Annotated in this window: 28 protein-coding genes; 12 read left to right on the top strand and 16 right to left on the bottom strand. The window is 64.0% G+C overall.

From position 1 onward, the window contains the following. Positions 1-16: 16 nt before the first annotated feature. Together N511_RS0114335 and N511_RS0114330 are read left to right on the top strand one after the other, a co-directional pair. Positions 17-373 carry an ArsR/SmtB family transcription factor gene (locus tag N511_RS0114335; protein ID WP_027679942.1) on the top strand — a complete coding sequence of 119 codons (357 nt, stop codon included), beginning with the start codon at positions 17-19 and terminating at the stop codon, positions 371-373. Continuing rightward, positions 357-1,319 carry an SRPBCC family protein gene (locus N511_RS0114330; protein WP_027679941.1) on the top strand — a complete coding sequence of 321 codons (963 nt, stop codon included), beginning with the start codon at positions 357-359 and terminating at the stop codon, positions 1,317-1,319. Before N511_RS0114335 ends, N511_RS0114330 begins: the two co-directional genes overlap by 17 nt. Here the strand turns inward: N511_RS0114330 and N511_RS25605 are convergent. Genes N511_RS25605 through N511_RS0114315 form a run of 3 tightly spaced genes read right to left on the bottom strand, consistent with a single transcriptional unit; the run spans position 1,309 to position 2,406 of the window. Continuing rightward, the gene (locus N511_RS25605; RefSeq protein ID WP_269321395.1) at positions 1,309-1,434 is read right to left on the bottom strand and encodes a hypothetical protein; all 126 of its coding nucleotides are present in this window, start codon (positions 1,432-1,434) and stop codon (positions 1,309-1,311) included. The genes N511_RS0114330 and N511_RS25605 overlap by 11 nt on opposite strands. Further along, positions 1,431-1,997 (bottom strand): DUF4865 family protein, encoded by a 567-nt coding sequence (locus N511_RS0114320; protein ID WP_027679940.1) that lies wholly within the window; start codon positions 1,995-1,997, stop codon positions 1,431-1,433. Before N511_RS0114320 ends, N511_RS25605 begins: the two co-directional genes overlap by 4 nt. Positions 1,998-2,013: 16 nt before the next feature. Beyond that, positions 2,014-2,406, bottom strand: a complete 393-nt coding sequence (locus tag N511_RS0114315; RefSeq protein ID WP_027679939.1) for a tautomerase family protein — start codon at positions 2,404-2,406, stop codon at positions 2,014-2,016. Between the two features lie 102 nt (positions 2,407-2,508). Here N511_RS0114315 and N511_RS0114310 point away from each other — a divergent pair, with 102 nt between their 5' ends. Together N511_RS0114310 and N511_RS24270 are read left to right on the top strand one after the other, a co-directional pair. Further along, positions 2,509-3,363 (top strand): LysR family transcriptional regulator, encoded by an 855-nt coding sequence (locus N511_RS0114310; protein WP_027679938.1) that lies wholly within the window; start codon positions 2,509-2,511, stop codon positions 3,361-3,363. 97 nt (positions 3,364-3,460) lie between these two features. Then, complete coding sequence (locus tag N511_RS24270; RefSeq protein WP_027679937.1) at positions 3,461-3,769, top strand: hypothetical protein; 309 nt, start codon at positions 3,461-3,463, stop codon at positions 3,767-3,769. Positions 3,770-3,797: 28 nt separating this feature from the next. Here N511_RS24270 and N511_RS0114300 read toward each other — a convergent pair whose 3' ends face one another. Continuing rightward, positions 3,798-4,919: a beta-ketoacyl-ACP synthase III gene (locus N511_RS0114300; protein WP_027679936.1), complete on the bottom strand. Its 1,122-nt coding sequence runs from the start codon at positions 4,917-4,919 to the stop codon at positions 3,798-3,800. A 199-nt stretch (positions 4,920-5,118) separates the two neighbouring features. Between N511_RS0114300 and copC the strand changes: the two genes are divergently transcribed. Both copC and copD read left to right on the top strand, forming a co-directional pair. Further along, a complete protein-coding gene (gene copC / locus N511_RS0114295) occupies positions 5,119-5,499 on the top strand; it encodes a copper homeostasis periplasmic binding protein CopC (RefSeq protein ID WP_442965436.1) in 381 nt (126 codons plus the stop codon). A 4-nt stretch (positions 5,500-5,503) separates the two neighbouring features. Next, positions 5,504-6,433 (top strand): copper homeostasis membrane protein CopD, encoded by a 930-nt coding sequence (copD, locus tag N511_RS0114290; RefSeq protein WP_027679934.1) that lies wholly within the window; start codon positions 5,504-5,506, stop codon positions 6,431-6,433. Positions 6,434-6,513: 80 nt separating this feature from the next. On the opposite strand, the gene N511_RS0114285 is transcribed toward copD, so the two are convergent. Further along, positions 6,514-7,737: a M20/M25/M40 family metallo-hydrolase gene (locus N511_RS0114285; RefSeq protein ID WP_027679933.1), complete on the bottom strand. Its 1,224-nt coding sequence runs from the start codon at positions 7,735-7,737 to the stop codon at positions 6,514-6,516. Positions 7,738-7,968: 231 nt separating this feature from the next. Here N511_RS0114285 and N511_RS0114280 point away from each other — a divergent pair, with 231 nt between their 5' ends. The 3 genes from N511_RS0114280 to N511_RS0114270 all read left to right on the top strand — a co-directional run bounded on the left by N511_RS0114280 (position 7,969) and on the right by N511_RS0114270 (position 9,853). Next, positions 7,969-8,643, top strand: coding sequence for a histidine phosphatase family protein (locus N511_RS0114280; protein ID WP_027679932.1), 675 nt, complete (start codon positions 7,969-7,971; stop codon positions 8,641-8,643). 49 nt (positions 8,644-8,692) lie between these two features. After that, positions 8,693-9,457, top strand: coding sequence for an SDR family oxidoreductase (locus N511_RS0114275; RefSeq protein ID WP_027679931.1), 765 nt, complete (start codon positions 8,693-8,695; stop codon positions 9,455-9,457). A 126-nt stretch (positions 9,458-9,583) separates the two neighbouring features. Beyond that, positions 9,584-9,853, top strand: a complete 270-nt coding sequence (locus tag N511_RS0114270; protein WP_027679930.1) for a hypothetical protein — start codon at positions 9,584-9,586, stop codon at positions 9,851-9,853. 12 nt (positions 9,854-9,865) lie between these two features. Here N511_RS0114270 and N511_RS0114265 read toward each other — a convergent pair whose 3' ends face one another. Next, entirely contained in the window at positions 9,866-10,732 is an 867-nt protein-coding gene (locus N511_RS0114265) for a LysR family transcriptional regulator (protein WP_027679929.1), read from the bottom strand. 101 nt (positions 10,733-10,833) lie between these two features. Between N511_RS0114265 and N511_RS0114260 the strand changes: the two genes are divergently transcribed. Both N511_RS0114260 and N511_RS0114255 read left to right on the top strand, forming a co-directional pair. Then, positions 10,834-11,460: a LysE family translocator gene (locus N511_RS0114260; RefSeq protein WP_027679928.1), complete on the top strand. Its 627-nt coding sequence runs from the start codon at positions 10,834-10,836 to the stop codon at positions 11,458-11,460. 183 nt (positions 11,461-11,643) lie between these two features. Further along, entirely contained in the window at positions 11,644-12,699 is a 1,056-nt protein-coding gene (locus N511_RS0114255) for a hypothetical protein (protein ID WP_027679927.1), read from the top strand. An 82-nt stretch (positions 12,700-12,781) separates the two neighbouring features. On the opposite strand, the gene N511_RS0114250 is transcribed toward N511_RS0114255, so the two are convergent. The 5 genes from N511_RS0114250 to N511_RS0114225 all read right to left on the bottom strand — a co-directional run bounded on the left by N511_RS0114250 (position 12,782) and on the right by N511_RS0114225 (position 17,412). After that, complete coding sequence (locus tag N511_RS0114250; protein ID WP_027679926.1) at positions 12,782-14,023, bottom strand: MFS transporter; 1,242 nt, start codon at positions 14,021-14,023, stop codon at positions 12,782-12,784. 738 nt (positions 14,024-14,761) lie between these two features. Continuing rightward, on the bottom strand, positions 14,762-15,799 hold the full coding sequence (locus N511_RS0114240) for an AI-2E family transporter (RefSeq protein WP_027679925.1): 1,038 nt from the start codon (positions 15,797-15,799) through the stop codon (positions 14,762-14,764). Continuing rightward, positions 15,796-16,467 carry a DUF1345 domain-containing protein gene (locus N511_RS0114235; RefSeq protein ID WP_081785375.1) on the bottom strand — a complete coding sequence of 224 codons (672 nt, stop codon included), beginning with the start codon at positions 16,465-16,467 and terminating at the stop codon, positions 15,796-15,798. The genes N511_RS0114240 and N511_RS0114235 overlap by 4 nt, the downstream gene beginning before the upstream one ends. Positions 16,468-16,556: 89 nt before the next feature. Next, positions 16,557-16,859, bottom strand: a complete 303-nt coding sequence (locus N511_RS0114230; RefSeq protein ID WP_027679923.1) for a hypothetical protein — start codon at positions 16,857-16,859, stop codon at positions 16,557-16,559. Positions 16,860-16,986: 127 nt separating this feature from the next. Next, positions 16,987-17,412: a hypothetical protein gene (locus tag N511_RS0114225; protein ID WP_027679922.1), complete on the bottom strand. Its 426-nt coding sequence runs from the start codon at positions 17,410-17,412 to the stop codon at positions 16,987-16,989. Positions 17,413-17,832: 420 nt separating this feature from the next. On the opposite strand from N511_RS0114225, the gene N511_RS24960 reads away from it, so the two are divergent. Next, positions 17,833-18,000, top strand: coding sequence for a DUF6726 family protein (locus tag N511_RS24960; RefSeq protein ID WP_175402352.1), 168 nt, complete (start codon positions 17,833-17,835; stop codon positions 17,998-18,000). A 44-nt stretch (positions 18,001-18,044) separates the two neighbouring features. On the opposite strand, the gene N511_RS0114215 is transcribed toward N511_RS24960, so the two are convergent. The 5 genes from N511_RS0114215 to N511_RS25260 all read right to left on the bottom strand — a co-directional run bounded on the left by N511_RS0114215 (position 18,045) and on the right by N511_RS25260 (position 21,808). After that, positions 18,045-18,557 carry a hypothetical protein gene (locus tag N511_RS0114215; protein WP_027679921.1) on the bottom strand — a complete coding sequence of 171 codons (513 nt, stop codon included), beginning with the start codon at positions 18,555-18,557 and terminating at the stop codon, positions 18,045-18,047. Beyond that, positions 18,557-19,120, bottom strand: a complete 564-nt coding sequence (locus N511_RS0114210) for a glycoside hydrolase family 19 protein (RefSeq protein ID WP_027679920.1) — start codon at positions 19,118-19,120, stop codon at positions 18,557-18,559. The genes N511_RS0114215 and N511_RS0114210 overlap by 1 nt, the downstream gene beginning before the upstream one ends. After that, positions 19,113-19,523 (bottom strand): hypothetical protein, encoded by a 411-nt coding sequence (locus N511_RS0114205; RefSeq protein WP_027679919.1) that lies wholly within the window; start codon positions 19,521-19,523, stop codon positions 19,113-19,115. The genes N511_RS0114210 and N511_RS0114205 overlap by 8 nt, the downstream gene beginning before the upstream one ends. A gap of 62 nt (positions 19,524-19,585) precedes the next feature. After that, positions 19,586-20,149 (bottom strand): DUF4376 domain-containing protein, encoded by a 564-nt coding sequence (locus tag N511_RS0114200; protein ID WP_037026687.1) that lies wholly within the window; start codon positions 20,147-20,149, stop codon positions 19,586-19,588. Positions 20,150-20,152: 3 nt separating this feature from the next. Then, positions 20,153-21,808: a gp53-like domain-containing protein gene (locus N511_RS25260; protein ID WP_051530932.1), complete on the bottom strand. Its 1,656-nt coding sequence runs from the start codon at positions 21,806-21,808 to the stop codon at positions 20,153-20,155. Between the last annotated feature and the right edge of the window lie 63 nt (positions 21,809-21,871).

Raw genomic sequence — 21,871 nt, 5'->3', positions numbered from 1 at the left:
CGCTATAGTTAACCACATGCTTAACCATGACACTTCCCTCGATCTCGCCTTCCAGGCCCTGGCCGACGGCAACCGGCGCGCGATGCTGGTGCAGCTCGTGCGCGGGCCGGCGTCGGTGAGCGAACTTGCGCAACCCCTCGACATCTCGCTGCCCGCGGTGATGCAGCACCTGTCGGTGCTGGAGAACTCCGGTCTCGTGCGATCGGAAAAGGTGGGCCGCGTGCGGACTTGCCGTATCGAACCCGAGGCGCTGAGCCTCGCCGAGCAGTGGATCAACCAACGACGCCTGGAGTGGGAACAGCACTTCGACCGCCTGGGCGCCTATCTGGAAACGCTCAAAACCCAAGGAGACTTGCATGACGACGACCATTGACAGCCCCGCCGGCACGACCCTGCGCCCCCTCGTGATCTCACGCACCTTCCCCGTTTCGCGCGACTGGGTCTTCAAGGCCTGGAGCACCGCCGACCACATCAAGCGCTGGTTCTGCCCGACGCACTTCACGGTGCCGGACGCAACAGTCGAGTTTCGCGTGGGCGGCAAGTTTGACGTCTGCATGCGCTCGCCCGAGGGGCAAGACCACTGGTCGCGCGGCCACTTTCTCGAGATCGTGCCCAACGCGCGGCTCGTCATCGACATGAACGTGGTGGACGGCGACAACCGCCCGCTGATGAACGCCCACACCGTCGTCACATTTGCCGAGGAAACCGGCGGCGGCACGCGCATGGAAGTCACGCAGACCCACACGCCGCTCGCACCGATTGCCGAGATGATGATCAAGGGCGCATCCGAGGGCTGGAAGCAGACGCTCGACAAGCTGGAACGCGAAGCCGCAAGCGTGCCGGTGGCCGATGGCATCCAGCGCTCCGTGGTGCATGCCACCTTTACGGTGGAACGCACCTACGACGCACCGCGCTCGCGCGTGTTCAAGGCACTGACCGACCCGGCCGCCAAGGCCAAGTGGTTTGCCGGCGGCAACGGCTACACGCTGCTCGTGCGTGAAATGGATGCCACGCCCGGCGGCCGCGAAGTCGTCAAGGGCCGGTGGGACAGCGGTGTCGTCTCCAGCTTCGAGGCGCTGTATCACGACGTCATCCCGAACGAACGCGTCGTCTATTCGTATGTGATGCACCTGGACGATCGCAAGATCTCCGCCTCGCTCGCCACGCTGGAATTGCGCGAGCCCAAGGACGGCTCCGGCGGCACGCACCTCGTCATGACCGAGCAAGGCGCCTTCCTGGATGGCTACGACGATTCCGGATCGCGCGAGCGCGGCACGCAGTTCCTGCTCGACATGCTGGGCAATTCGCTCAAGGACTGAGCCTCGGCAACACGTCGCGCGCGACGGCCGCCAACGTGACCGCCGCGCCGACGATGAGCAGCATTCCCCAGAGCAAGCCGCCCACATAGGCGAACAGGATCTGACGCGTGGTCATGGCAAGGTCTCCAGCAACGGCTGCGCGAGGTGCAGCAACTGGTGGCAGGCCGCGATCTCATCGTCAGCGGGCGGCGCCTCCGACAAGCGCACGCGCGTCAAGCGCCACGCCGCCGTATCGACGCCAATCACCGCGGCCACCGTTCCCGCCTGCTCCGCCGCTGCACGGTTGCGTTCGATGGCTTGGCGAAAGACACCGGTGAGTTCCACATCGGGGGCGATGTCTTCCTCTTCAACGTACGCAAAGCGCGCCGCATGGGCGGGGCCTTTGCGCGCGTCGAGTGCAACGTGTGTGCGAATGGCGGCGCGGCCGAAGCTTTCCGTCACCACGTGGTAGCGGCCGTTGACGAGGAAATCGCGGAAGGCCGCATCCTGCTGCCACAGGTACAGCGACGCATACTGATTGGCCGTCGCGCCCACCTTTCCACGTTCGCGCAGCAGGAAAGCCTTGAAGAACAAGGCAGGCGCGTCATCCCACAACGGGCCGCGTTGACTTGCCCGCGCATGCAGTCGCGCCATGTCGTAATCGGCAGGCAGATGGTGGACGTAGTGAGCGAGCAGCATGCGGCGCCCTCCCCTCTCAGCGCGGGTCCACTGCGTACTGCGCGATGCCGTGGCCGAACGACCAGTTCTCGGGCAGCACTTCTACGAGGTTGATGAATACGTCTTCGGGCCGCACGCCGGGCTTGTCGCCCAGCAGCTCGACGATGCGGCGATAGAGCGCCTGCTTCTGCTCACGGTTGCGCGTGTTGTTGGCGGTGATCTGGATGATCACCACGTCGTCGCTGCGCGCGATGCCGAAGTAGGTCGGGCTGACGCTGAAGGTGCTCGCGTCGTGCTCGGTCAGCGTCATGAAGCGGTCGTCTTCCGGCACGTTGAATGTTTCGCGCATGGCGCGATAGACGCCGTCGAAAATGGCCTGGTGATAAGCGGCAGGCTTGCCGCGCCGCAGCGACACTTGAACGAGGGGCATGGTCCACTCCTTGGTTTGCAGTGACCACAGCATGCCTCACATTGCTCATTGCAAAAAGACATCCTAAGATATTTCAATCATTCGATTTCAAAATGATTGAACATGAGAATGCTCGACCTGGAGGCTGTCCAGGCCTTCGTGCTGACGGCCGATCTGAAGAGCTTCACGCGCGCGGCGGAGGCCATGGACTCCACGCAATCCGCGGTGAGCCTGAAGATCAAGCGGCTGGAAGATGCACTGGGCCGCCGGCTTCTGGAGCGCACGCCGCGCCTGGTGCGGCTGTCGCAGGATGGCGCGGCGTTTCTCGCGGCAGCGCGTGACCTGGTCGCTGCGCACGAAGGCGCGCTGGGCTCGTTTGGCGTGGAACGGCGGCGCTTGTCGGTCGGGATGAGCCACCACATCGTCGGCGCAGAACTGCCGCGCCTGTTGCGACAGATGGGCCGGGCCGAACCGACGCTCACACTGGAGATCCGCATCGCCAGTTCCTGGGAAGTCCTGGAGATGTTCGAAGGCGGCGTGCTGGATGCCGCCATCGTGCTGCGCCACGACAACCGCCGCACCGACGGCGAAGTCCTCATGGAAGAGCCTTTCGGCTGGATGGCCGCACCCGACTTTGAGCACCGCGCGGGCGAACCGGTCCGCCTGGCCAACCAGACCGAAACGTGCCGCATCCGGCAGATGGCAACGACGGCATTGGACGCCGCGGGCATCGCCTGGCAAGAGGTGTTTATCGGTGGTGGCGTGGCTACCATCGGCGCGGCGGTGGCGGCCGGCCTTGCAGTGGCGGCCTTGAGCCGACGCGTGGCACCCACCGGCACCATCGATGTGGGCGATGCGCTTGGCCTGCCGCCGCTTCCGTCGCGCAGCGTGGTGCTGCATTCACGGCTCGCCGATCCAGCCGCAAAGAAGGCGCTGCGGACCTTCGCCTCCACCTTGCGGGCCACGGGCGGACGGTAGCGGGACGCCCCTCCCGCACGCGCATTTTGCGCAATCGCTGCACCGCGCGACGGCGGCGGGGCGACTATGCTTTGCCGCATGAAGCCCCGCGCTGGGCATGGCGATGGACGCCATGTCGCTTGGCAACATCAGCATCCCCGTCTCGCTGATGGCCGGAGACGCGGATGTCACCGTGCCCGTCGACACCAACGTACGACGCGTCGCCAAGATGCTGCCCAAGGCCGATCTGCTGCTGGTGCCGGGGGCGTCGCACTACACGTTCGTGGACACGTGCCTGCCAGGTGCCGCACCCCATGTGCCGCTGCTGTGCAACGACAACCCCGGCGTCGATCGCGATGCGGTGCATGCCCGGGCCGTGCGCCGGGCGCTGGATTTTTTCGCGACGACGCTGCCCGGTCAGACCTGAGCGTCGCCCGCGATTCGGTGCAGATCGATTACTGCTTCTGCACCGCCACGCTGCCGATCGAATAGCCCGCGCCAAACGAACAGATCATGCCGAGGTCGCCCGACTTCAGGTCGGCACGGTGGCGGTGGAACGCAATGATGGAACCCGCCGATGCCGTGTTGGCGAATTCATCCAGAATGACCGGCGCCTCGTCGGCCGATGCGTCGTGCCCAAGCAAGCGCTTGCCGATCAGCTGGTTCATCGCCAGGTTGGCCTGATGCAGCCAGAAGCGGCGCACGTCGGCCGGCGCGTGGCCCAGTTGCTGCAGATGGCCGGCAATGTGCTCCGCCGCCATCGGGCAGACTTCCTTGAAGACCTTGCGGCCTTCCTGGCGGAAGAGTTGATCGCGGTCGTCGGGGTTGCGGTCTTCGCTGCGCGAGAGGTAGCCGGCGTTGTTGCGGATGTTGTTGGAAAAGCTCGTCGCGCATTTGGTGCCCAGCACACGCCAGGCGTCCGCAGAGCGCGTGTCTTCCGCGCGCTCGACCAGCACGGCCGTGCACACGTCGCCAAAGATGAAGTGGCAATCGCGGTCTTTCCAATCGAGGTGGCCGGAGGTGATTTCCGGGCTCACCACCAGCGCGGCGCGCGCTGTGCCGCTGCGCACGGCGTTGATGGCCTGCTCCAGCCCGAACGTGGCCGACGAGCACGCGACGTTCATGTCGAACGCGTAACCGCCCGCGCCAATGCCGTTCTGAATTTCCACGCCCAACGCCGGATACGGGCGCTGGAAGTTGGACGTCGCGCAAAGCAGCATGTCGACGTCGGCGGCGTCGCGTCCGGCAGCGGCCAATGCGTCGCGCGCAGCGGCCACGCCAATCTCGGCTTGCAGCGACAGCGCATCGTCCGGGCGCGGCGTCAGATGCGGGCGCATGCGCATCGGGTCCAGCACGCCGGCCTTGTCGATCACGTAGCGCTGTCGAATACCCGAAGCCTTCTCGATGAACTCCGCCGACGATTCCGCCAGCGCCGGCAGCTCGCCCGCCGCAATCGCCGCAGCGTGCTGCGCGTTGTAGAGCTGGGTGTAGGCGTTGTACGAGGCGACCAGTTCCTCGTTGGTGATGACCTCGGGCGCGACCCACAGGCCCGTGCCGCTGATGACGACGTCGTGCATACCCGGAATTTGTAAATTTTTCGTGGCGGCGACGATAGCACATCGGCCCGGCAATGCGGGCTGCGGGATGTGGTCGTTTACATCTACTTTGGCGTTGCGCTGCAGCGCGCACATGGGCGGGCGCGCATCCCCGCTTCGGCGCCCTGGGCCGAAACAATGCGTTACGCTAGCCGTCAGCCCCGAACTCCGCAGGTCTCCAATGCCGATGCTCAACCCTTCACGCACCGCCCACGCGTGCGTGGCCGTTGCCGCTGCCCTCGCTGCCTCGCTGGCGCTGGCCCATCCGAAGCTGCTCTCGGCCAGTCCCGCCGACAAGTCCGTTGGCCCGGCACCGGCCCAGATTGCGCTCCATTTCTCGGAAAAACTCGTTGCCCAGTTCTGCGATGCCACGCTGGTCATGAACGCAGGCTCCGGCTCGACGACGAATGTGGCCGCCAAGGTCGCCACGAGCACCGACGGGCGGACGCTGACCGTCTCGCCCACGCAGCCGCTCGCGCCTGGGGCCTACCGCGTCGACTGGCATGTCGTGGCCGCAGACACGCACCGCGTAGCCGGCAACCTGACGTTCCAGGTGAAGTAACGCGATGCCGGAGGATTGGCTGGCCGTCACCCTGCGCTTTGCGCTGTATCTGGATTTGATGGTGCTTTTTGGCGTATCGCTTTTCAGCGTTTACGCGCTCGGGCCGACCGATCCATCGTCGGGCATCGCTCGGCTGTACGGCAGGATGACCAACGCATCGGCGTTGGCTGGCATCGTGCTGTCGATCTGGGACGTGGTGGCGATGGCCGAGTCGATGAGCGGCGCGACGCGCTACAGCGAGCTGACCAGCCATATTTTCGACATGATCCTGACCGGCACGGCAGTCGGCGCGGCCTGGCTGGTGCGGCTAGCAGTGCTTGCAGCGGGCGTGGTCGCGGCAAACGCGTGGCGCCGAAATGCGCGCCGCCGACAGATCGGGCTGGCCGCGTCGGGCGCCATCGCGCTGGCCACGCTTGCATGGGCGGGGCACGGCGCCATGGACGACGGCTTGCGCGGCGTGCTGCATCTCGCCGCTGACGTGACGCATCTGCTCGCGGCTGGCATGTGGGTGGGTGCGTTGGTCGCCTTCGTGGTGCTGTCGTCGGCTCGCCGGACCGGCACGCCGCATACGGTGCAAACGCTCAGCCGTGCCGCCAGCGGCTTCGCGACCATCGGCACGTGCATCGTCGCGATGTTGATTGCGACGGGCGTCGTCAACTACGTGCTGGTTGCCGGCCCGACGTTCGATGCGCTGTTCACCACGCCGTATGGGCGGTTGCTGCTCGGCAAGCTCGTGCTGTTTGCGCTGATGCTTGCGCTGGCGGCGGGCAATCGCTATCGATTGAGCCCGCGGCTTGCGGCTGCAATTCGCACGGGCGATGCCACAGGTGCGGTGAAAACGCTGCATAGAAGCCTACAGGCGGAAACCTGCCTCGCCGTGCTGATCTTGGCGCTGGTGGCGTGGCTTGGCCTGCTTTCACCAGTGCCTGCGTAGCGTCTCACGCGGTCAAAAAAAAAACCGGTGACAGCGCGGCGCCGTCACCCGTTCGTTGTTGCTTACCGTCGGCGCGGCGCTTACTTGTTCGCCGCAAGCTCCATGATCATGCGCGACAGCAGGTAGAGACGCGGCACGACGCTCTCCACTTCCGCGTATTCCTCCGGCGTGTGGATGCCGCCGCCGACGATCCCGAAGCCATCGAGCGTGGGCGTGCCGACACCGGCCGACAGGCTGGAATCGGCCGCGCCGCCGCTGCCTTCCAGTGTGAGCTTGCGCCCAATCTCGCCGTAGATGGCTTGTGCCCGGGCGGCAAGCTGGTCCGACGCAGCATTGCGCGGCATCGGGGGGAAGCTGCGCACCAGCGAGGTCTTCACTTCCGTATCGGGGATCAGCTTGTTGGCCGACACGCGCGTCAGGTCACGCTCCACGCGGTCGAATTCTTCCGGCACGGCCACGCGCACGTCTGCGTAAGCCGTTGCGTGGTCCGGGATAACGTTGGTCGCGTCACCAGCCTTGAGTACGGTGACGTTGAAGGTCGTCTGCTTGGCGCTGTCGCCCAGCTTGCCGAGCTGCAACACCTGGTGCGCCAGTTCGTTAGCGGCGTTGCGGCCCGATTCGGGCGCCACACCTGCGTGTGCCGCCTTGCCCTTCACGTCCACCTCCGCCGTGCCGCTGCCCTTGCGCCATACGACCAGCCCATCGGCGGGGCGGCCCGGCTCCAGATTGAGCGTAACGTCATGCTGCTTGGCTTCGCGCTCGATCAACGCGCGCGTGCCCTTGGAGCCGGTTTCCTCGTTGGTGTTGAGCAGCAGCGTGACCTGCCCGTATTGCTTGAAGTCGAGCTGCTGCAGGATCTTCATCGCATACAAACCCGCCACCACGCCGCCCTTGTCGTCCATCACGCCGGGGCCATAGGCGCGCTTGTCCTTGATGGTGAACGGCTTGGCGCGGGCAGTGCCGTCCTTGAAGACGGTGTCCATGTGGGCCATCAGCAGAATGCGCGTTTTACCGGTGCCCTTCCAGGTCGCCAGGATGTTGTTGCCCACTGCCGGCGCCGCAGACACCGTTTCCACCTGGGCGCCGGCCTTGCGCAGTTCGTCGGTCACGATGGTGCCGATCTGGCTGAGCCCCGCTTCGTTGCCCGTGCCCGAGTCGATGTTCACCAGGCGCTCCAGCAATTGCAGCGCATCGCCGCGGTAGCCCTCGGCGGCGGACAGCACCTTGGGATTGGCATCGGCGGCACAAGACAGACCTGAGACACACAGCAGCAGCGCAGCAACGGCAAGGCGAGACGGTTTCATACAGGACCTTTGTAGCGAGTGGCGAAACAACCATTACACACAAGATCGGCGCGCACGGGCAGCCATGTTGCGTGCGGCGCACGGTCGTCACCCGCAGCTTGCTCTCGCGGCGCAACTCATGCAGTCGCACAACTATTCATTGCATGCATTACCGGTCATTCAAAGAATAAATTTCACAAATAATGGTCGCACCGCTAATCTGGCTCCCCTGTTGATTTTGGCGAGCAGACGATGGCGGAGCTTTATCTCGTACGGCACGGACAGGCCTCGTTTGGCGCGGCAGATTACGACCGGCTCTCCGAGCGCGGCGAGCAGCAGAGCGTCTGGCTTGGTGAATATTTCGCGCAGCAGGACATTGTTTTTGATCGCGTCATTTGCGGCACCTTGCGGCGCCATGAGCAGACCGTCGACGGCATCCTGCGGGGCATGGGCATTTCAGGCGCGGCGTATGAGCAGCATGCCGGGCTGAATGAATACGACTTCCAAGGGCTGTTTGCCGCCCTCGGCGAGGATTTTCCGGAGCTGACACAGCTGGCTTCGGGGTCGATGCGCGATCACTACCGGGCGCTCAAGCAGGTGCTGCATCTGTGGTCGGACGACAAGATCCGCGGGCCGCTGCCCGAGACGTGGGCCGCCTTCCAGCAGCGCGTGGCCGATGCCCGCGCGGCCATCCAGGCTGGCGGCGGCCAGCGTGTGCTGGCGATCAGTTCCGGCGGCCCCATTGCAGTGACCGCACAGCAGGTGCTGGCCGCACCGCCCACCAGCGCCATCGCGCTGAACCTGCAGATCCGCAACAGCAGTGTCTCGCAGTATTTCTTCAACGCCGAATCGTTCCAGCTTGCCACCTTCAACGGCATCCCGCATCTGGACGACCCGGCGCGGCGCGCGTTCCAGACCTACGGCTGAACGCCTACGCGCAGACGCCCACAACACATCACCATTGGAGGAGCACACCATGAGCACGAACCTGTTCGACCTGACCGGCAAGATCGCCCTGGTCACCGGCGCCAGCCGCGGCATTGGCGAAGAGATTGCCAAGCTGCTGGCAGAACAAGGCGCACACGTGATCGTGTCCAGCCGCAAGCTCGCCGACTGCGAAATCGTGGCCGAACACATCCGCGCCGCGGGCGGCAAAGCTGAAGCCCTCGCCTGCCACGTCGGCCGCATGGAAGACATTGCCGCGGCGTTCGACACCATCCGCCGCACGCACGGCCGGCTCGACATTCTCATCAACAACGCCGCGGCCAACCCGCACTTCGGCCACATCCTCGACACGGATCTGGCAGCCTACGAGAAGACGGTGGAAGTGAACATCCGCGGCTACTTCTTCATGTCGGTCGAAGCCGGCAAGATGATGAAGGCCCAGGGCGGCGGCGCGATCGTCAACACCGCATCGGTCAACGCGCTGCACCCGGGCGACAAGCAGGGCATCTATTCCATCACCAAGGCCGCCGTGGCCCACATGACGCGCGCGTTCGCCAAGGAATGCGGGCCCTTCGGCATTCGCGTGAACGCGCTGCTGCCGGGCCTGACCAAGACCAGGTTCGCAGGCGCCCTCTTTGAAGACAAGGCCACATACGACCGCTGGATCAGCGAAATCCCGCTGCGCCGCCACGCCGAACCGCGCGAGATGGCGGGCACGGTGCTTTATCTCGTGTCGGATGCGGCGAGCTACACCAACGGCGAATGCATCGTCGTCGATGGCGGCATGACGGTCTGACACTGGGCGTTTACAGCATCCACTGAGCCGCCCGTCACGCTAGTGCGGCGCGGCCGCAACATCGTCCTTGAAATCTGTGGATACCTGTATATATTTACAGTAACTGTAAATTTATACAGCACTGCCATGGACGACCTGATCCGCATCGAAAACGAGTACGACCGCCAGACGGTGCTCTGGCTGCGCGAGCGTCTGGGTGAACAGGCGCTGAACGAAGTCGTGTTGCGCATGGATGTGCGTGGGCGGCCCTATGCGTCGGAAGTCTGCCGCACGCTGGGCCTGACGCCGCCGCGCAAACGCGCAGCACCCCGTGCGCGACCGCTCAACCGGGCCGTGGGAGAAGCCTATCTGGCCACCATTCGCCGCATTCTGGGCGGCGGGCACGCGGCGGCGTAACGCCGGTTTGCGTTAATCCGCCAGCGTGGCGGCCGTCTCTTCACGCAGCCAGGCCAGCCAAGCGCCGGCCGGGCTGTCGGAAGCGATAGGTGCATCGGCCAGCAAGTAGTAGCCAGAGCCGTCGCGCCGGAACCCTTCTGACGCGATCAGCCGTCCATCTTTCAAATCGTCGCCGGCCATGAGCTTTGACGCGATGGCCGTGCCCTGCCCGGCCAGGGCCGCCTGCAAACTCAAATAGAAATGTTCATAGCGCGCCTCGGGCAACCGGCCGCGCGGTCGGGCCGTGCTGCTGGCACGCCACCACGCCTGCCATGCGTCGGGGCGAGTGGCGGTGTGCAGCAGCCGTCGGCGCGCGGCGGGATCCGCTTGCGGCGCGTGCACCGGGCCGATCCACTCGTCGCAAATGGGTGCTGCATGCACGTGCGCGGGCCATGCAAAGTCGTCACGGCGCAAGGCGACGTCCACACCGCTGCGTGCGAAATCGATCGGGCCGCCCGCCGCGAACAGATGCACCTGGATGGCCGGATGCCGGGCCTGAAAGCGCGACAGCCTCGGGATCAACCATCGCATCGCCAGCGTCGGTTCGCATGACACCACCAGCGCCGATGACGTTGCCCGACGGGCAATCCGGTCGATGCTATCGGTGAGAATTCCAAACGCATCGGTGGCAGCGGCATGCAGTTGTTCGCCCGCCGATGTCAGGAAGACCGCCCGATTGCGACGCTCGAACAAGTCCACGCCTAACGACGCTTCCAACTGCCGTATCTGGCGGCTAACTGCACCATGTGTCACGTGCAGCTCCTGCGCCGCCCGCACGAAGCTGCCGTGCCGTGCCGCAGCTTCAAACACACGCAGCGTATTCAGTGGAGGCAGTGCCATCTGTCAGTTTTTCTCACCGAAAAACGGCATCATAAATCGATTTTCAGCGATGACGGATGCCTCGAGAATCGGCGCACCTCCACTTTGCGATTGCGCCGGACATGACCGAACTCCTTGCTGTTGCCGTCATCACCATCCTGGCCGTCATCAGCCCGGGCGCGGACTTTGCCATGGTCACGCGCAACAGCCTGCTGCATGGGCGGCGCGCCGGCGTGCTGTGCGCGCTGGGCATTGCGCTCGGCGTGCAGGTGCACGTGTTCTATACGATGTTCGGCGTGGGGCTGCTGATTGCGCACGCGCCAACGCTTCTGCACGGCATCAAGCTGGTGGGCGCGGCGTACCTGGTGTGGATTGGCTGGAAGACGCTGTCGGCCAAGCCGTTGCCCAGCGGAGAGACTGCCAGTGACAGCGTCGGCACCCCGACGCTTTCGACCCTCGCAGCGCTGCGCATGGGCTTTCTCACCAATGCGCTCAATCCAAAAACAACGCTCTTCGTGGTCAGCACGTACACGCAGGTTGTTCACGCGAGCACGCCGCTGCTCGCGCAGTTCGGCTACGGCGTGTTCATGTCGGCTGCGCACGCGGTGTGGTTTGCCTTGGTGGCCGCAGTGTTTGCGTCAGGCGCGTTGCGACGTTCGCTGCTGGCACGGCAACGCATCGTGGACGGCGTGATCGGCGTGATCCTGATCGGATTGGGATTGGCGCTGGGGCTCGCGCGGCTTGCGTGATGCCACGCACGGCGGCCTTCCCATGCCTGCGCCCATGCCTTCCATCCCAGGTCTTCTGCTGCATTAACAGGCGCCAGCCCGTTTGAGACAGTGCCCTCGCGCCCTGCCCGTCGCTACGTGGCGATGGAGACCACCGCGCAAACCCGCTGACTCGCAGCACAACCTCAAGCCTGGAGTGCAACCATGCAATGGAATCGCGCCTTCACCGACCTCATCCGCAACGGCCGCGCAGCTTACTGGGGCAACTGGACCCTTGCCCCCACAATCAAACCCGGCGCCGTCGGTTTTGTGTCGCCCGACACCGGCGACTTCACGCCCGTCAAGCCCGAAACACCGGGCGTGGCGATCAACACGCGCACCGTCCCGAACCAATGGAAGCTGTCGACCAACAACGTCCACCGCACCGAGACCAACGTCAAGCTCGATGGCTCGGCCACCGATCCTGAAAGCGGCACGAAGATCAACGCCGGCGTGGAAGTGAAATGGGAGTTCTCGGCGGTCGGGTCGATTGCCTCGGAATTCGGCATTGCTTCGGAGTCGTACATCAGCGACCTCACGCAGCTCACGCGGCCCGAGACGATCAAGTGGCTGGCCGAGCAGGCCCAGTCCGTCAGCATGGGTTCGGGCGGGAACATCGCGCAGGGCTTCGGCGTGGTGACCAGCGTGATTCTGGCCAACAGCGGGCTGAACGTGGGCTCGCAAGACAACAACTCGTCATTCTCGATCACAGGCTCGGCGGGCGCTGTGCATGACATGCTCGGCAGCGCGACCGGCAAGGGATCGTTCGTGTCGGTCAACCAGACCAAGAGCGTCGATCAGCATCTGTGGCCGTTCGAGCCCGGCAAGCAGGCGCCCGCGCCCATTCCGGTGGCCTACACCTTTGCGTCGTTCGACGGCAACCTGCTGATCCCGAACTGGATCACGCGCCTGGGCGGCTTCGAGATCTACTTCAACAACAAGCCGGGCTGCACCTACGTCACGCACATCAAGCTGCGTTTCAACACGCCGCAAGGCCCGCGCAGCGATGAGTTTTCGCTCAGCGGCGGCATCTCGAAAACGGTCGCAAACATCCCGCTCAACGCCACCGATATCCAGGTCGACGTGAAGTTCCAGGGCGTCGTGAACAGCGACAATTATTCATTCCGCTGGCCCAGCCCGCTCGGCCAATGGCTGACCGGCCGGCGCGAAATCGAGATGACCGGCGTGTGGCCGGGCCCGACTCACGCCATCGAGAAGTAACGCCCAACAGCAGAAAGCAAAGCGGCGGATCGTCCGGGAGGGGACGTCCGCCGCGCTGCATCCGTGTGCGACGTGTGTCGCGTTACGCCGCCTGTTGGCGCTTGCGTTCGATATCCGGCAGGAACACCGTCAGCAAGCCGATGAGCGGCAGGAACGAGCACAGGTGATAGACGTTGTAGATGTCGGTTGCATCGGCCAGCTTGCCGAGCACCGCAGCGCCAATGCCGCCCAGCCCGAACGCAAACCCGAAGAACAGGCCCGACACCATCCCGACCTTGCCGGGAATCAGCTCCTGCGCATACACGAGAATGGCCGAGAACGCCGAGGCCAGCACCAGCCCGATGATCACCGTCAGCACAGCCGTCCAGAACAGGTTGGCGTACGGCAACAGCAACGTGAACGGCGCCACCCCAAGGATCGACACCCAGATCACGACCTTGCGGCCCACGCGATCCCCAATCGGACCACCCACGATCGTGCCCACCGCCACCGAGAACAGGAAGAGGAACAGGAACAGCTGCGACGTCTGCGCCGACAGGTGGAACTTGGTGATCAGGAAAAACGTGTAATAGCTGTTCAGGCTCGCGAGGTAAAAGTACTTGGAGAACAGCAGCACGACCAGCAGCGTCATCGCAAACGCGACCTGCCCGCCCGACAGCTTGACCGCGGCATGTGCGCGGCCGCCCGCCTTGCGGGCGTGGCCTGCAGCGCGTTCACGCTTGTACCAGCCGCCCACGTGATACAGCACGAAGATGGCGATCAGCGCAGCGATGGAGAACCACGCCAGGCTGTGCTGCCCATACGGCATGATGATGATTGCCGCGAGCAGCGGACCCATCGCGCTGCCCACATTGCCGCCCACCTGGAACAGCGACTGCGCCAGCCCATGACGTCCGCCCGACGCCATACGCGCCACGCGCGACGATTCCGGATGGAAGATCGACGAGCCGGTGCCCACCAGCGCTGCCGCCAGCAGCACCGTGCCAAAGTTAGGCGCCACCGACAGCAGCAGCAGCCCCACCAGCGTAAAGCCCATGCCCACCGCCAGCGAATACGGCTTCGGATGCTTGTCGGTATACAGCCCGACCATCGGCTGCAGCAGCGAGGCGGTGATCTGATACGTGAGCGTGATCAGCCCGATCTGCGAAAAATCGAGATGGAAATTGCCCTTGAGCAGCGGATAGATCGCCAGGATCAACGACTGCATCATGTCGTTGAGGAAGTGCGCGAAGCTGATGGCGCCGATCACGCCAAAGCCGGTCTTGTCGGCCTGCGCGGCGGGCGTCGCCGATGCAGCGGCCGTGCCGTTTGCGGTGGTTTGCATGATGTTTAAGGTCACGAGGTTGAGGCGAGGAAGCGCTCAATCTTGCGCCTAAACGGTGCAGGCGTGTTACCGCAAATTCGACAACGATTAGCGCAAACCGGACAATTTATTGTCGGGGCAGAAGCGTCACCCCACGCCGTGCCGGTTTCACCCAAACATGGGGCATCTTCCCGCAAACCCTTGCCCCGCTTGCCCTGGCAGGCAGCTAACGTGTTAGCCGTTTTCTCGCGCGGGGCTACTCCGTTCGGAGCATGGCCGCTCAGGAGACGCTTTCTATACTCGCCAGCATGGACTGCAGCACGACGCCGGAATACCAGTCAGGCGCCAGTGCCGACGGCCTGACGGAGACCGATGCGTAGCGACTTCACGCGCACGACGATCCGCAACCCGAACCGATGACCCGCATCGACGATGCCGCACATCGGCCAACATGGGAGGGGAAGCCATGATGATCCTGCTAACGGGAACGCTATGCCGCGCGATGGGAGACCTTTTCTATCAAGCCCTGCTCGACGACCGGGTCGTCTGCTGCTTCGTCACGTCCGAAGCCGTGGATGTCACCGGCAACGCCACGCGCCCGCCGCCCGCTTCGTCCCCGTGTACCGACCCTCGGCTCGCTGACGTCTCTCGGTCAGCGAGTTATTGCGCGCCCCTCGTCCCGTAGGGCGCGCTCTTTTCTGCCGATGCCGTCAGCGCGGGGGCGCTGGCGGGTCACCCCGCGCATCAGCGAGAAACGCGTCAGCCGATCAGCCCGGCGTCCGTCAGCTCGCGTTTCATGTAGGCGTACAGCACTGGCGCGGCAATCACGCCGCCCACGCCAAACAGCGCCTCCATCACGATCAGCGCGAGAATCAGTTCCCACGCGCGCGCATCGATGCGGCTGCCGATGATGCGCGCGTTCACGAAGTACTCCAGCTTGTGCACCACCACGAGGAAGATGAGCGATGCCACTGCCAGCTCCAATGAGGCGGTGACGCTCATCACCACGATCGCTGTATTGGAGATGAGGTTGCCCGCTACCGGAATCAGCCCCGCCACGAAGGTCAACAGGATCAGCGATTTGGAATACGGCACGTGCTGCCCGAACAGCGGCAGCGCGCCCAGCAGGTAGATGGCGGCGAGCGCCGTGTTGAGCGCCGAGATCTTCACCTGCGCAAACACCACGGCCTCGAACGCATCAGTCAGCCGGCTCAGCCGGTTCACCAGTGCGGCGGCCAGCGGCTTGTGGTGCTCGGCATCAGGCGTTTCCGACCAGGCCACCATTGCCCCCAGGATCAGCCCCACCAGCATCAATGCGCTGGCGCGCAGGCCGTCGATACCCATGGTCGACACCTGGTGGCCGTGCTCCTTGATCATCTGCACCAGCTGCACACGCAGCTCGGTCACCGACTGCGGCACATAGTTGACGACCGCCGCCGGCAGCGACTCGCGCAGGTTGTCGAGCACATCGGCAATGCGTGTGAGCATGCCTTCGAGCCCATGCCCGTGCTCGACGAGGCGGCCGATCCCGATGCCTAGCGCCGCAAGAATGAGCGCGGCAATCACGAACACACAGATCACCGCAATCGCCCTGGCGCGCTTGGAAACCGTGTGCCGCGCACGCAGGCGCGCCTCCAGCTTGCGCGCCAACGCATACACAAGAAAGCCGGCAATAGCGGCCGGCAGCAAATGCAGCCACAGCACGGCCCCAATCATGGCGGCCACCAGCACATAGCTGATGGCGTTGATTGGGCGCGTGTGCGCGTTGGGTGGAAGCTCGGGAGGCAGCATCGTCATGAAAACAGGCCGGCAGCAATGTTGATGGAGAGCGCGAGGATGCTCGTATTGAAGAAGAACGACAGCAGCGATTGCCCCAGCACCGCCCGCCGCATGGCGCCCGAACGGATGCTGACATCGGCCGTCTGGCTGGCGACCGCGATCGTAAAGGAGAAGTAGAGGAAATCCCAGTAATCAGGCTCGAGCTGATCATCGGGAAACCGCAGCGGCGGCTCGTGCGGCGCCCGGTAATACAAATGCGCGTAGTGCACCGTGAACATCATCGGCACCATGAGCCACGCACCCAACACCGTGATGCCGGTAAACACATAGTGCGACGTCTGCGCATGCCCCGCCGACTTGGCTGTGGCCAGTTCAAAGGCAATGGCCACCATGCTGGCCACCACGCCGAGGCAGACCACCGCCAGCACCGCAGAAGCGCGCTCGTCTTCACGGCGGGCAACGGCGCGGATGCGGTGCGGATCGGCGCGCAACATCATCACCGTGATCAGGATCAGGTACGCCCACACGGCGATGTCCCAGCCGAGCAGCAGGCGCGCGAGCCAACCATGCGCCGGTACGACGGCGACCGCGACGGCGCCCAGCGCGAACGCAGACAACAGACGCGGTCGCGTCGCAGCGAAGCGGGAAAGCTGGGAAATCTCGGAAGACTTGTCTTGCGGGTTCACATGCGCCTCAAGTGCGTGCCTCGGGGGTGTTCACACAAGGCCGGCAACGCCAGCCGATGAGGCGACATGGTAGCCGCTTCAGCGCCGCATCAGGACGCCGAGAGCATGGAAGCGAAAGAGCGCTTGCAGCGCTCCTGCAGACGCTCGTGCGTTGAGAGCTGCTCCGCGATGACGGTGGCGTCCGGATACACGCGGCACATGCCGATCATGGCGGTCTCAAGCGACCCCTGCGAGCCGGCCTGGAACTGGAATTGCTCCAGTACGGTGTCATCGGCATCACGCACGGTGATCTGGAATGGGCCCGGCGTGACGGTCGCGCAGCCGGCCAGCATGGCGGCCGCAGCGAGCGCCAGGCACAGGTGGGAGCGGTTTGGACGACGGAAACGAATCATCATGGCTTCCTGGTTGCGATGACAGTGAGACGCAGCAAGGGCGACTCAGTTCGCAATCATTGCGCTTTCCGGTGACGCAAATAAAAACGCCCGCTGTGTGCGGGCGTCCTTGCGGAAGAAACCGGGCTCAGGCCACGGCGCCTTCGGTGTACGGATCAAACTTGCTACCGGCCTTGGCACCTTCGGTGTAGGTGTCGAACTTGCCTGCGCGGGCCAGCGCACCTTCGGTGTACGGGTCGAACTTGCTGCCAGCCTTGGCGCCTTCGGTATAGGTATCGAACTTGCCGACGCGGGCCAGGGCGCCTTCGGTGTACGGGTCGAACTTGCTGCCGGCCTTGGCACCTTGGGTGTACGGATCGAACTTGTCGCCGACCTTTGCGCCTTGAGTGTACGGGTCGAACTTGTCGCCAACCTTGGCGCCATCCGAATACACGTCGAAGCGTTGGCCGACTTGCGCGGCGCCTTGCGTGTACACGTCAAACTTGGCTGCTGCCAGGGCCGGCACACTTGCCAGGGCGATCAGGGCAGCGATCAGGGTGCGTTGGGCTTTCATGATGTCTTCTCCAGATGGGCGCAGCGCGTCGGGCAGGTGATCCGGGCGTTTCCCGGGTCTTCTTTTTCGCTGCGGCGCCGCATTCGATGAACCCATCGTAGGCGAGCCTGTTCAGACAATAAATGTCGCGACAGACAATTTATTGTTGCGGTTTGTGAAATTGCGGGAAAACCCGCATCAACAGTGGTTTTGCGGCCTGCAGCAACGGCCGGCGGTTCGATTTGCGCAAACCGAGGATGTGACTTTTTCGCCTAAAGTCAGCGTTGTGCGGTCTTCGAACGTGTCGCATTGTTGCGTTCTGACGCATCGCATCATGGTTTTGGAACGCGCACAGATTGTCATTTCCCGATACAAACGCGCACAGGTTGGTGAATGACTCTGTGTCACACTGCGCGGCATTCGCTTTCGAACTCGCCCACGATGAAACGCCTTCTGCTCGCTGTGTCCCTGCTTGGTGCTGCATGCATTTCCGGCTGCGGTGTGGTGGCCGCGCCGTGCCGCGTGGCATCGGCGGGCCTGAAGATGGTGCCGCTGGTCGGGCATGTGGCGGCCGCGCCCACCGACGCCTGCGCGGACATCATCGATTGATTGAGCCTGACCGGGCGCAGCAAGCTCGGTCTCTTCTCTATTCTCTATTGAGGCTTCGCGGCCTCCTCCTGCTGAGTCACCCAATCCTGCAAGTCTTTCAGTTGCCGGGCGTTGCTGTGGAAAGCTTCGGCCTCGCGCTCGTGCTGGGCTTCAACGTCAGAGAGGACAACGCCACTGGGGGCTTCATCAAGGAGGCCGGCGGCAGTGGGAAGCTCGGCGCGGTTGGCGGAGTTCCACATGCCGACAAAACGGCCTGGGATGCGGCAAGCAGCGTCGTCGTGCACAACGATTTCATGGGGCACCTCACGGTCTCGGTAAAGGATGCGGTCTCGGAAGACGGTCTGGATGCGCGTCTGAGCCTGGGCGGCTTGATCAGCCACCTGGGCGCTGACGTTGGCCTGGCGGGTTTCTGTTTGCGCGGCGGCCACCTTGGCTTGCAACGCGTGGGATCGCTCGACCCGAAGCCGATGCAGATCGCCAGCCCCATAGCCGAGGCCAAAGGTGAGCACCAACGCCAGGAAGGCGCTGGCCCAGAAGCGCGGGTCGAACAGGCTCATCAGGCAGCCCCTCCAGTCAGCACAGCGCGGGCGCGCAACCACAGCGCGCGCCGATCATCCAGGCCGTTCGTGCCGCCATTGATGCGGCGCGTGAGCTGCACAAACGCGGTGTCGGTCTCCTGATCGGCAAAGCGGTTGAGCCCGTTGGTCAGCCAGAACCACGCGGCCGATGCCGTGGCGTGCGCGGGCGTCTCGAGCAGCTCGGGCTGCGCTTCCAGATCGAGGCCCAGCGCGATACCGCAGGCACGGTAGTTGGCGCGTCCGGTGATCTGAATGAGGCCGCGCCCGAGATAGCGCTTGCCGTCGCCGGGTTGCGTGTTGCCGAGATCGGAGCGCCCTTCATAGCCGCGCTGCGCAGGTGTCGGGCCCCACAGTTCGCGCACGTAACGCAGTTGCCCCGATTCGTGCCCGACCTGGGCGAGGAACGCGGCGATGCGTGCGGGCGTGCTGATCTGCCGAAACAACAGCACATCGGCCAGGATGGGGGCGAACACATCGGCGCGCCCGCCGGCGTTGGGCATGACGGCGCGCAGTTGCGCCGCGGTCAGAAGCGGTTCAGCCATGGTTTGCCTTATGCAGGGACTCGCGCACGTCGTCGACGACCTCGGCGAGGTCGGCATCGCGCCGCTTGTTGATGAAGTTGAAGACCCAGCGCACAAACGCCCAGCCGGGCAGGCCGCAGATGAAATAGATGCCGCCGAGCGCCATGGCGCCGTTGCTCGAGCCGATCCAATGCGCCACCCCGAAGTACTGGATGACGGTGGCGCCGCCGCCCAGGCTGGCGATGACCGTCGAGATCAGCGCAACGGCCCACTCGCCGCGAGCGCGCGGCAACGTCATCACCATGACGACGATGGTGGCGAGCACAGTCGCAGCGCCGGCCACGGCTGCGAACCCGCCAAGCGCCTTGAAGGCCGCCGCACCGGCAACCCCCGCTGCGGCGGTGCTGGTAATGGGTTCTGACATGGTGTCTCCCGGAAATGAAAAAGCCCGCGCAAAGGCGGGCTGTGTTGCTGAGATGGGTGTGCTTACCAGTCGATGGTTTGCACCTCTGCAATGCTGGTTGCAGCGTTGATCCTGGCGATCAGATCGGCGTATTTCTGCTGCGTGGCAACGCGATGGGCCAGCCAGTCGGCGTTGACTTGCTGGACTTGCGCGGTGGTGTGCGCCGTGAAGGACCAGGCATCGCTGCTGTTGGCGCACCAGATGGGTGTCGTCCAGTTTGACGGTGCGGCAACCGCGGCGCTGACGGCGCTTTGGAGGTTGCGTTGGTCGTCGTCTTGGGATGGGTAGATATGCGCTGTGCCGAGTGCGGATGAGGGGAAACCGGTGGTGAGGGCTGAGGCGCAGGCGGTGCTGGCTTTGGTGGTTTGCAACGCTTTCGCTTTTGCCAGCAGTTCCTTATTCGTCGGCGGCAATGGTGAGACCAATGCACCGTTCACCACTGTGTAGCCGGGCTGATTGATACAGGCGAGCCATTCGTCTTGTGTAATCTCGATGACGTTGGTCACGCTGGGAGGAACCGGGCTGTCGATACTGTCGTAGTAGGCGGTGATGTGGCCTTGGGAATCGTATGCTGCGAATTTTTTCATGATTTAGCGTCCAATTGCAGTCCAGGAAACGAAGTCGGCGGCCCACGATCCCTGACCGTTGGAGTTACCGATTTGGAATTGTGAAAGTGAAAGGACGTTGACGCGGCCGGTATACAACGTAGTGACGTTGTTGGTGGTGGCAACCATCGAGTAGACGTTGTTCGGGAATGCAATCGGAAACGAATACGTCTGATAGGACGCTGTAGTTCCCTGGTTCATCCCCCATTGGAAAATCAATCCACTTGGCAGCTTTTGATAACCGTTCCCCTGCAGCGACGCCCCAAAAAAAGATGAAAACTGGGCCTGCCCAGAGCCCGAAATCGGAATCCAGCTAATGGTCGAGGCAAGCAGGGTGACTGAATCGGTCCCCCCCAATGGAAACGACGCCACATTCCCACCGGCGCCAAAGATATTGTCCGCACCTTGACGCTGAATGACGGTTCCTGAAGCACCACCTGGGTGAAAGGTGATGGTTGATCCAACGGGAACCGACGACAGCAGAGGCAATGTCAACGTGATTCCGTTACCCACAACCGTGACCACTTTGCCGCAGACTGATGCAGGCAATGTGGTGCTCACGCTGAACCCGACGTAGTCCCCCAGCTGTAGACCTGCGGTCTTCACAAACGCCGTCGTAGCCAACTTCGTACTGTTATCAAACTGCGCAGGCGTCACCCCCGTCGTCAACGTCTGGCCGGCACTGACCCATCCATTCACGCCGTTCGACACAAACTGCACCGCCTCGCCGGGATTGAGCGTGAGGCTGTTTGCGCTGCTGCCTTGGCCGAACGCCAGCGTGTCGGTGCCATTGCGCGTGACGGTCGTCGAACCGCTCGCCTGCATGTACGTCACGCAGATGCTCGTGCCGTTGGGGCAGTTCGATGCGGGGGGCAGCGTGACGGTCTGGCCAGTGGCCGTGACGTTCACCAGTGCGCCGAGCGCCGCCGTGCTGAGCGTGCTCGATATGGCGACGTTCTGAATGCTGGAATATCGCTCACCAATAGCTGCAAGGAAGCCGCCCGTCGGTGCGGTCGGCGCGTTCGGATACGGGACGATGCTGGCGTTGGTGATCGTGCTCTGGCCGTTGGCTACCGTGACGACCGCCAGACCAACATAGCCGGCCGTTACCGCAGGCGTCGTCTGCGTGCCGGTGGCTGCGGCGGTGCCGGCCACGAGCTGCAACGACACTTGCCCCGCCCGCGTGGTCGGCTGCGCATTGCCACTGCCGCCCGGCCCGTTGAACGCTTGCGACGGATTCGCGCTGTTGTAGTACGGCAGCACGACGTTGTTGACGTCGCTCTCAAGGTAGGCCGCCTGGATCAGGTAGTTCTGGCTATAGCCCGACGTGGCCGGCGCCGCAAGGACGAAGGACTGCGCGTCCATCAGGATCCCCTGCTTCAGCAGGCTGTGCGCGGTATCTTGCGGCAGCGCGCTGTACGGCGTGCCGTCCACATTGGCAAGCTGATAGATTTGCCCTGGGTTGACGGTCACGCTCATCGAGGCGGGCGTGGTGGGCACGCAGCCCAGGCCCGAGATGACGGTGGACGTGCCGAACAGATCAGCGCAGAGCTTTGCCAGCGCGATCATGGTCTGCCGGTTCGTGTTCAGCAGGTCCGTGGTTTGCGGCACCTGGCCGCTGTAGACAATCTGACGATCCAAGACTGTTCTCCAAAAGAAAAAACCCGGCGTAGTGCCGGGCTGTCGGTGGTTAGGAAGGCGTGT

Source organism: Ralstonia sp. UNC404CL21Col, assembly GCF_000620465.1.
Classification (GTDB): Bacteria; Pseudomonadota; Gammaproteobacteria; order Burkholderiales; family Burkholderiaceae; genus Ralstonia; species Ralstonia flatus.
Note: the sequence above shows the minus strand (reverse complement) of the source record. Positions and strands in the feature narration are given on the sequence as shown.

Bases quoted from the DNA above. Each gene is read 5' to 3' on its own strand.
- N511_RS0114230 (WP_027679923.1), bottom strand. From the start codon at position 16,859: ATGATTCGTTTCCGTCGTCCAAACCGCTCCCACCTGTGCCTGGCGCTC.
- N511_RS0114215 (WP_027679921.1), bottom strand. From the start codon at position 18,557: ATGAGCCTGTTCGACCCGCGCTTCTGGGCCAGCGCCTTCCTGGCGTTG.
- N511_RS0114225 (WP_027679922.1), bottom strand. From the start codon at position 17,412: ATGAAAGCCCAACGCACCCTGATCGCTGCCCTGATCGCCCTGGCAAGT.
- N511_RS0114275 (WP_027679931.1), top strand. From the start codon at position 8,693: ATGAGCACGAACCTGTTCGACCTGACCGGCAAGATCGCCCTGGTCACC.
- N511_RS0114240 (WP_027679925.1), bottom strand. From the start codon at position 15,799: ATGACGATGCTGCCTCCCGAGCTTCCACCCAACGCGCACACGCGCCCA.
- N511_RS0114270 (WP_027679930.1), top strand. From the start codon at position 9,584: ATGGACGACCTGATCCGCATCGAAAACGAGTACGACCGCCAGACGGTG.
- N511_RS25605 (WP_269321395.1), bottom strand. From the start codon at position 1,434: ATGACCACGCGTCAGATCCTGTTCGCCTATGTGGGCGGCTTGCTCTGG.
- N511_RS0114255 (WP_027679927.1), top strand. From the start codon at position 11,644: ATGCAATGGAATCGCGCCTTCACCGACCTCATCCGCAACGGCCGCGCA.
- N511_RS0114315 (WP_027679939.1), bottom strand. From the start codon at position 2,406: ATGCCCCTCGTTCAAGTGTCGCTGCGGCGCGGCAAGCCTGCCGCTTAT.
- N511_RS0114335 (WP_027679942.1), top strand. From the start codon at position 17: ATGCTTAACCATGACACTTCCCTCGATCTCGCCTTCCAGGCCCTGGCC.
- N511_RS0114265 (WP_027679929.1), bottom strand. From the start codon at position 10,732: ATGGCACTGCCTCCACTGAATACGCTGCGTGTGTTTGAAGCTGCGGCA.
- N511_RS0114320 (WP_027679940.1), bottom strand. From the start codon at position 1,997: ATGCTGCTCGCTCACTACGTCCACCATCTGCCTGCCGATTACGACATG.
- N511_RS0114330 (WP_027679941.1), top strand. From the start codon at position 357: ATGACGACGACCATTGACAGCCCCGCCGGCACGACCCTGCGCCCCCTC.
- N511_RS0114310 (WP_027679938.1), top strand. From the start codon at position 2,509: ATGAGAATGCTCGACCTGGAGGCTGTCCAGGCCTTCGTGCTGACGGCC.
- N511_RS0114300 (WP_027679936.1), bottom strand. From the start codon at position 4,919: ATGCACGACGTCGTCATCAGCGGCACGGGCCTGTGGGTCGCGCCCGAG.
- N511_RS0114205 (WP_027679919.1), bottom strand. From the start codon at position 19,523: ATGTCAGAACCCATTACCAGCACCGCCGCAGCGGGGGTTGCCGGTGCG.
- N511_RS0114250 (WP_027679926.1), bottom strand. From the start codon at position 14,023: ATGCAAACCACCGCAAACGGCACGGCCGCTGCATCGGCGACGCCCGCC.
- N511_RS0114280 (WP_027679932.1), top strand. From the start codon at position 7,969: ATGGCGGAGCTTTATCTCGTACGGCACGGACAGGCCTCGTTTGGCGCG.
- N511_RS0114285 (WP_027679933.1), bottom strand. From the start codon at position 7,737: ATGAAACCGTCTCGCCTTGCCGTTGCTGCGCTGCTGCTGTGTGTCTCA.
- N511_RS0114210 (WP_027679920.1), bottom strand. From the start codon at position 19,120: ATGGCTGAACCGCTTCTGACCGCGGCGCAACTGCGCGCCGTCATGCCC.
- N511_RS24270 (WP_027679937.1), top strand. From the start codon at position 3,461: ATGGCGATGGACGCCATGTCGCTTGGCAACATCAGCATCCCCGTCTCG.
- N511_RS24960 (WP_175402352.1), top strand. From the start codon at position 17,833: ATGAAACGCCTTCTGCTCGCTGTGTCCCTGCTTGGTGCTGCATGCATT.
- N511_RS0114260 (WP_027679928.1), top strand. From the start codon at position 10,834: ATGACCGAACTCCTTGCTGTTGCCGTCATCACCATCCTGGCCGTCATC.
- N511_RS0114200 (WP_037026687.1), bottom strand. From the start codon at position 20,149: ATGAAAAAATTCGCAGCATACGATTCCCAAGGCCACATCACCGCCTAC.
- copC (WP_442965436.1), top strand. From the start codon at position 5,119: ATGCCGATGCTCAACCCTTCACGCACCGCCCACGCGTGCGTGGCCGTT.
- copD (WP_027679934.1), top strand. From the start codon at position 5,504: ATGCCGGAGGATTGGCTGGCCGTCACCCTGCGCTTTGCGCTGTATCTG.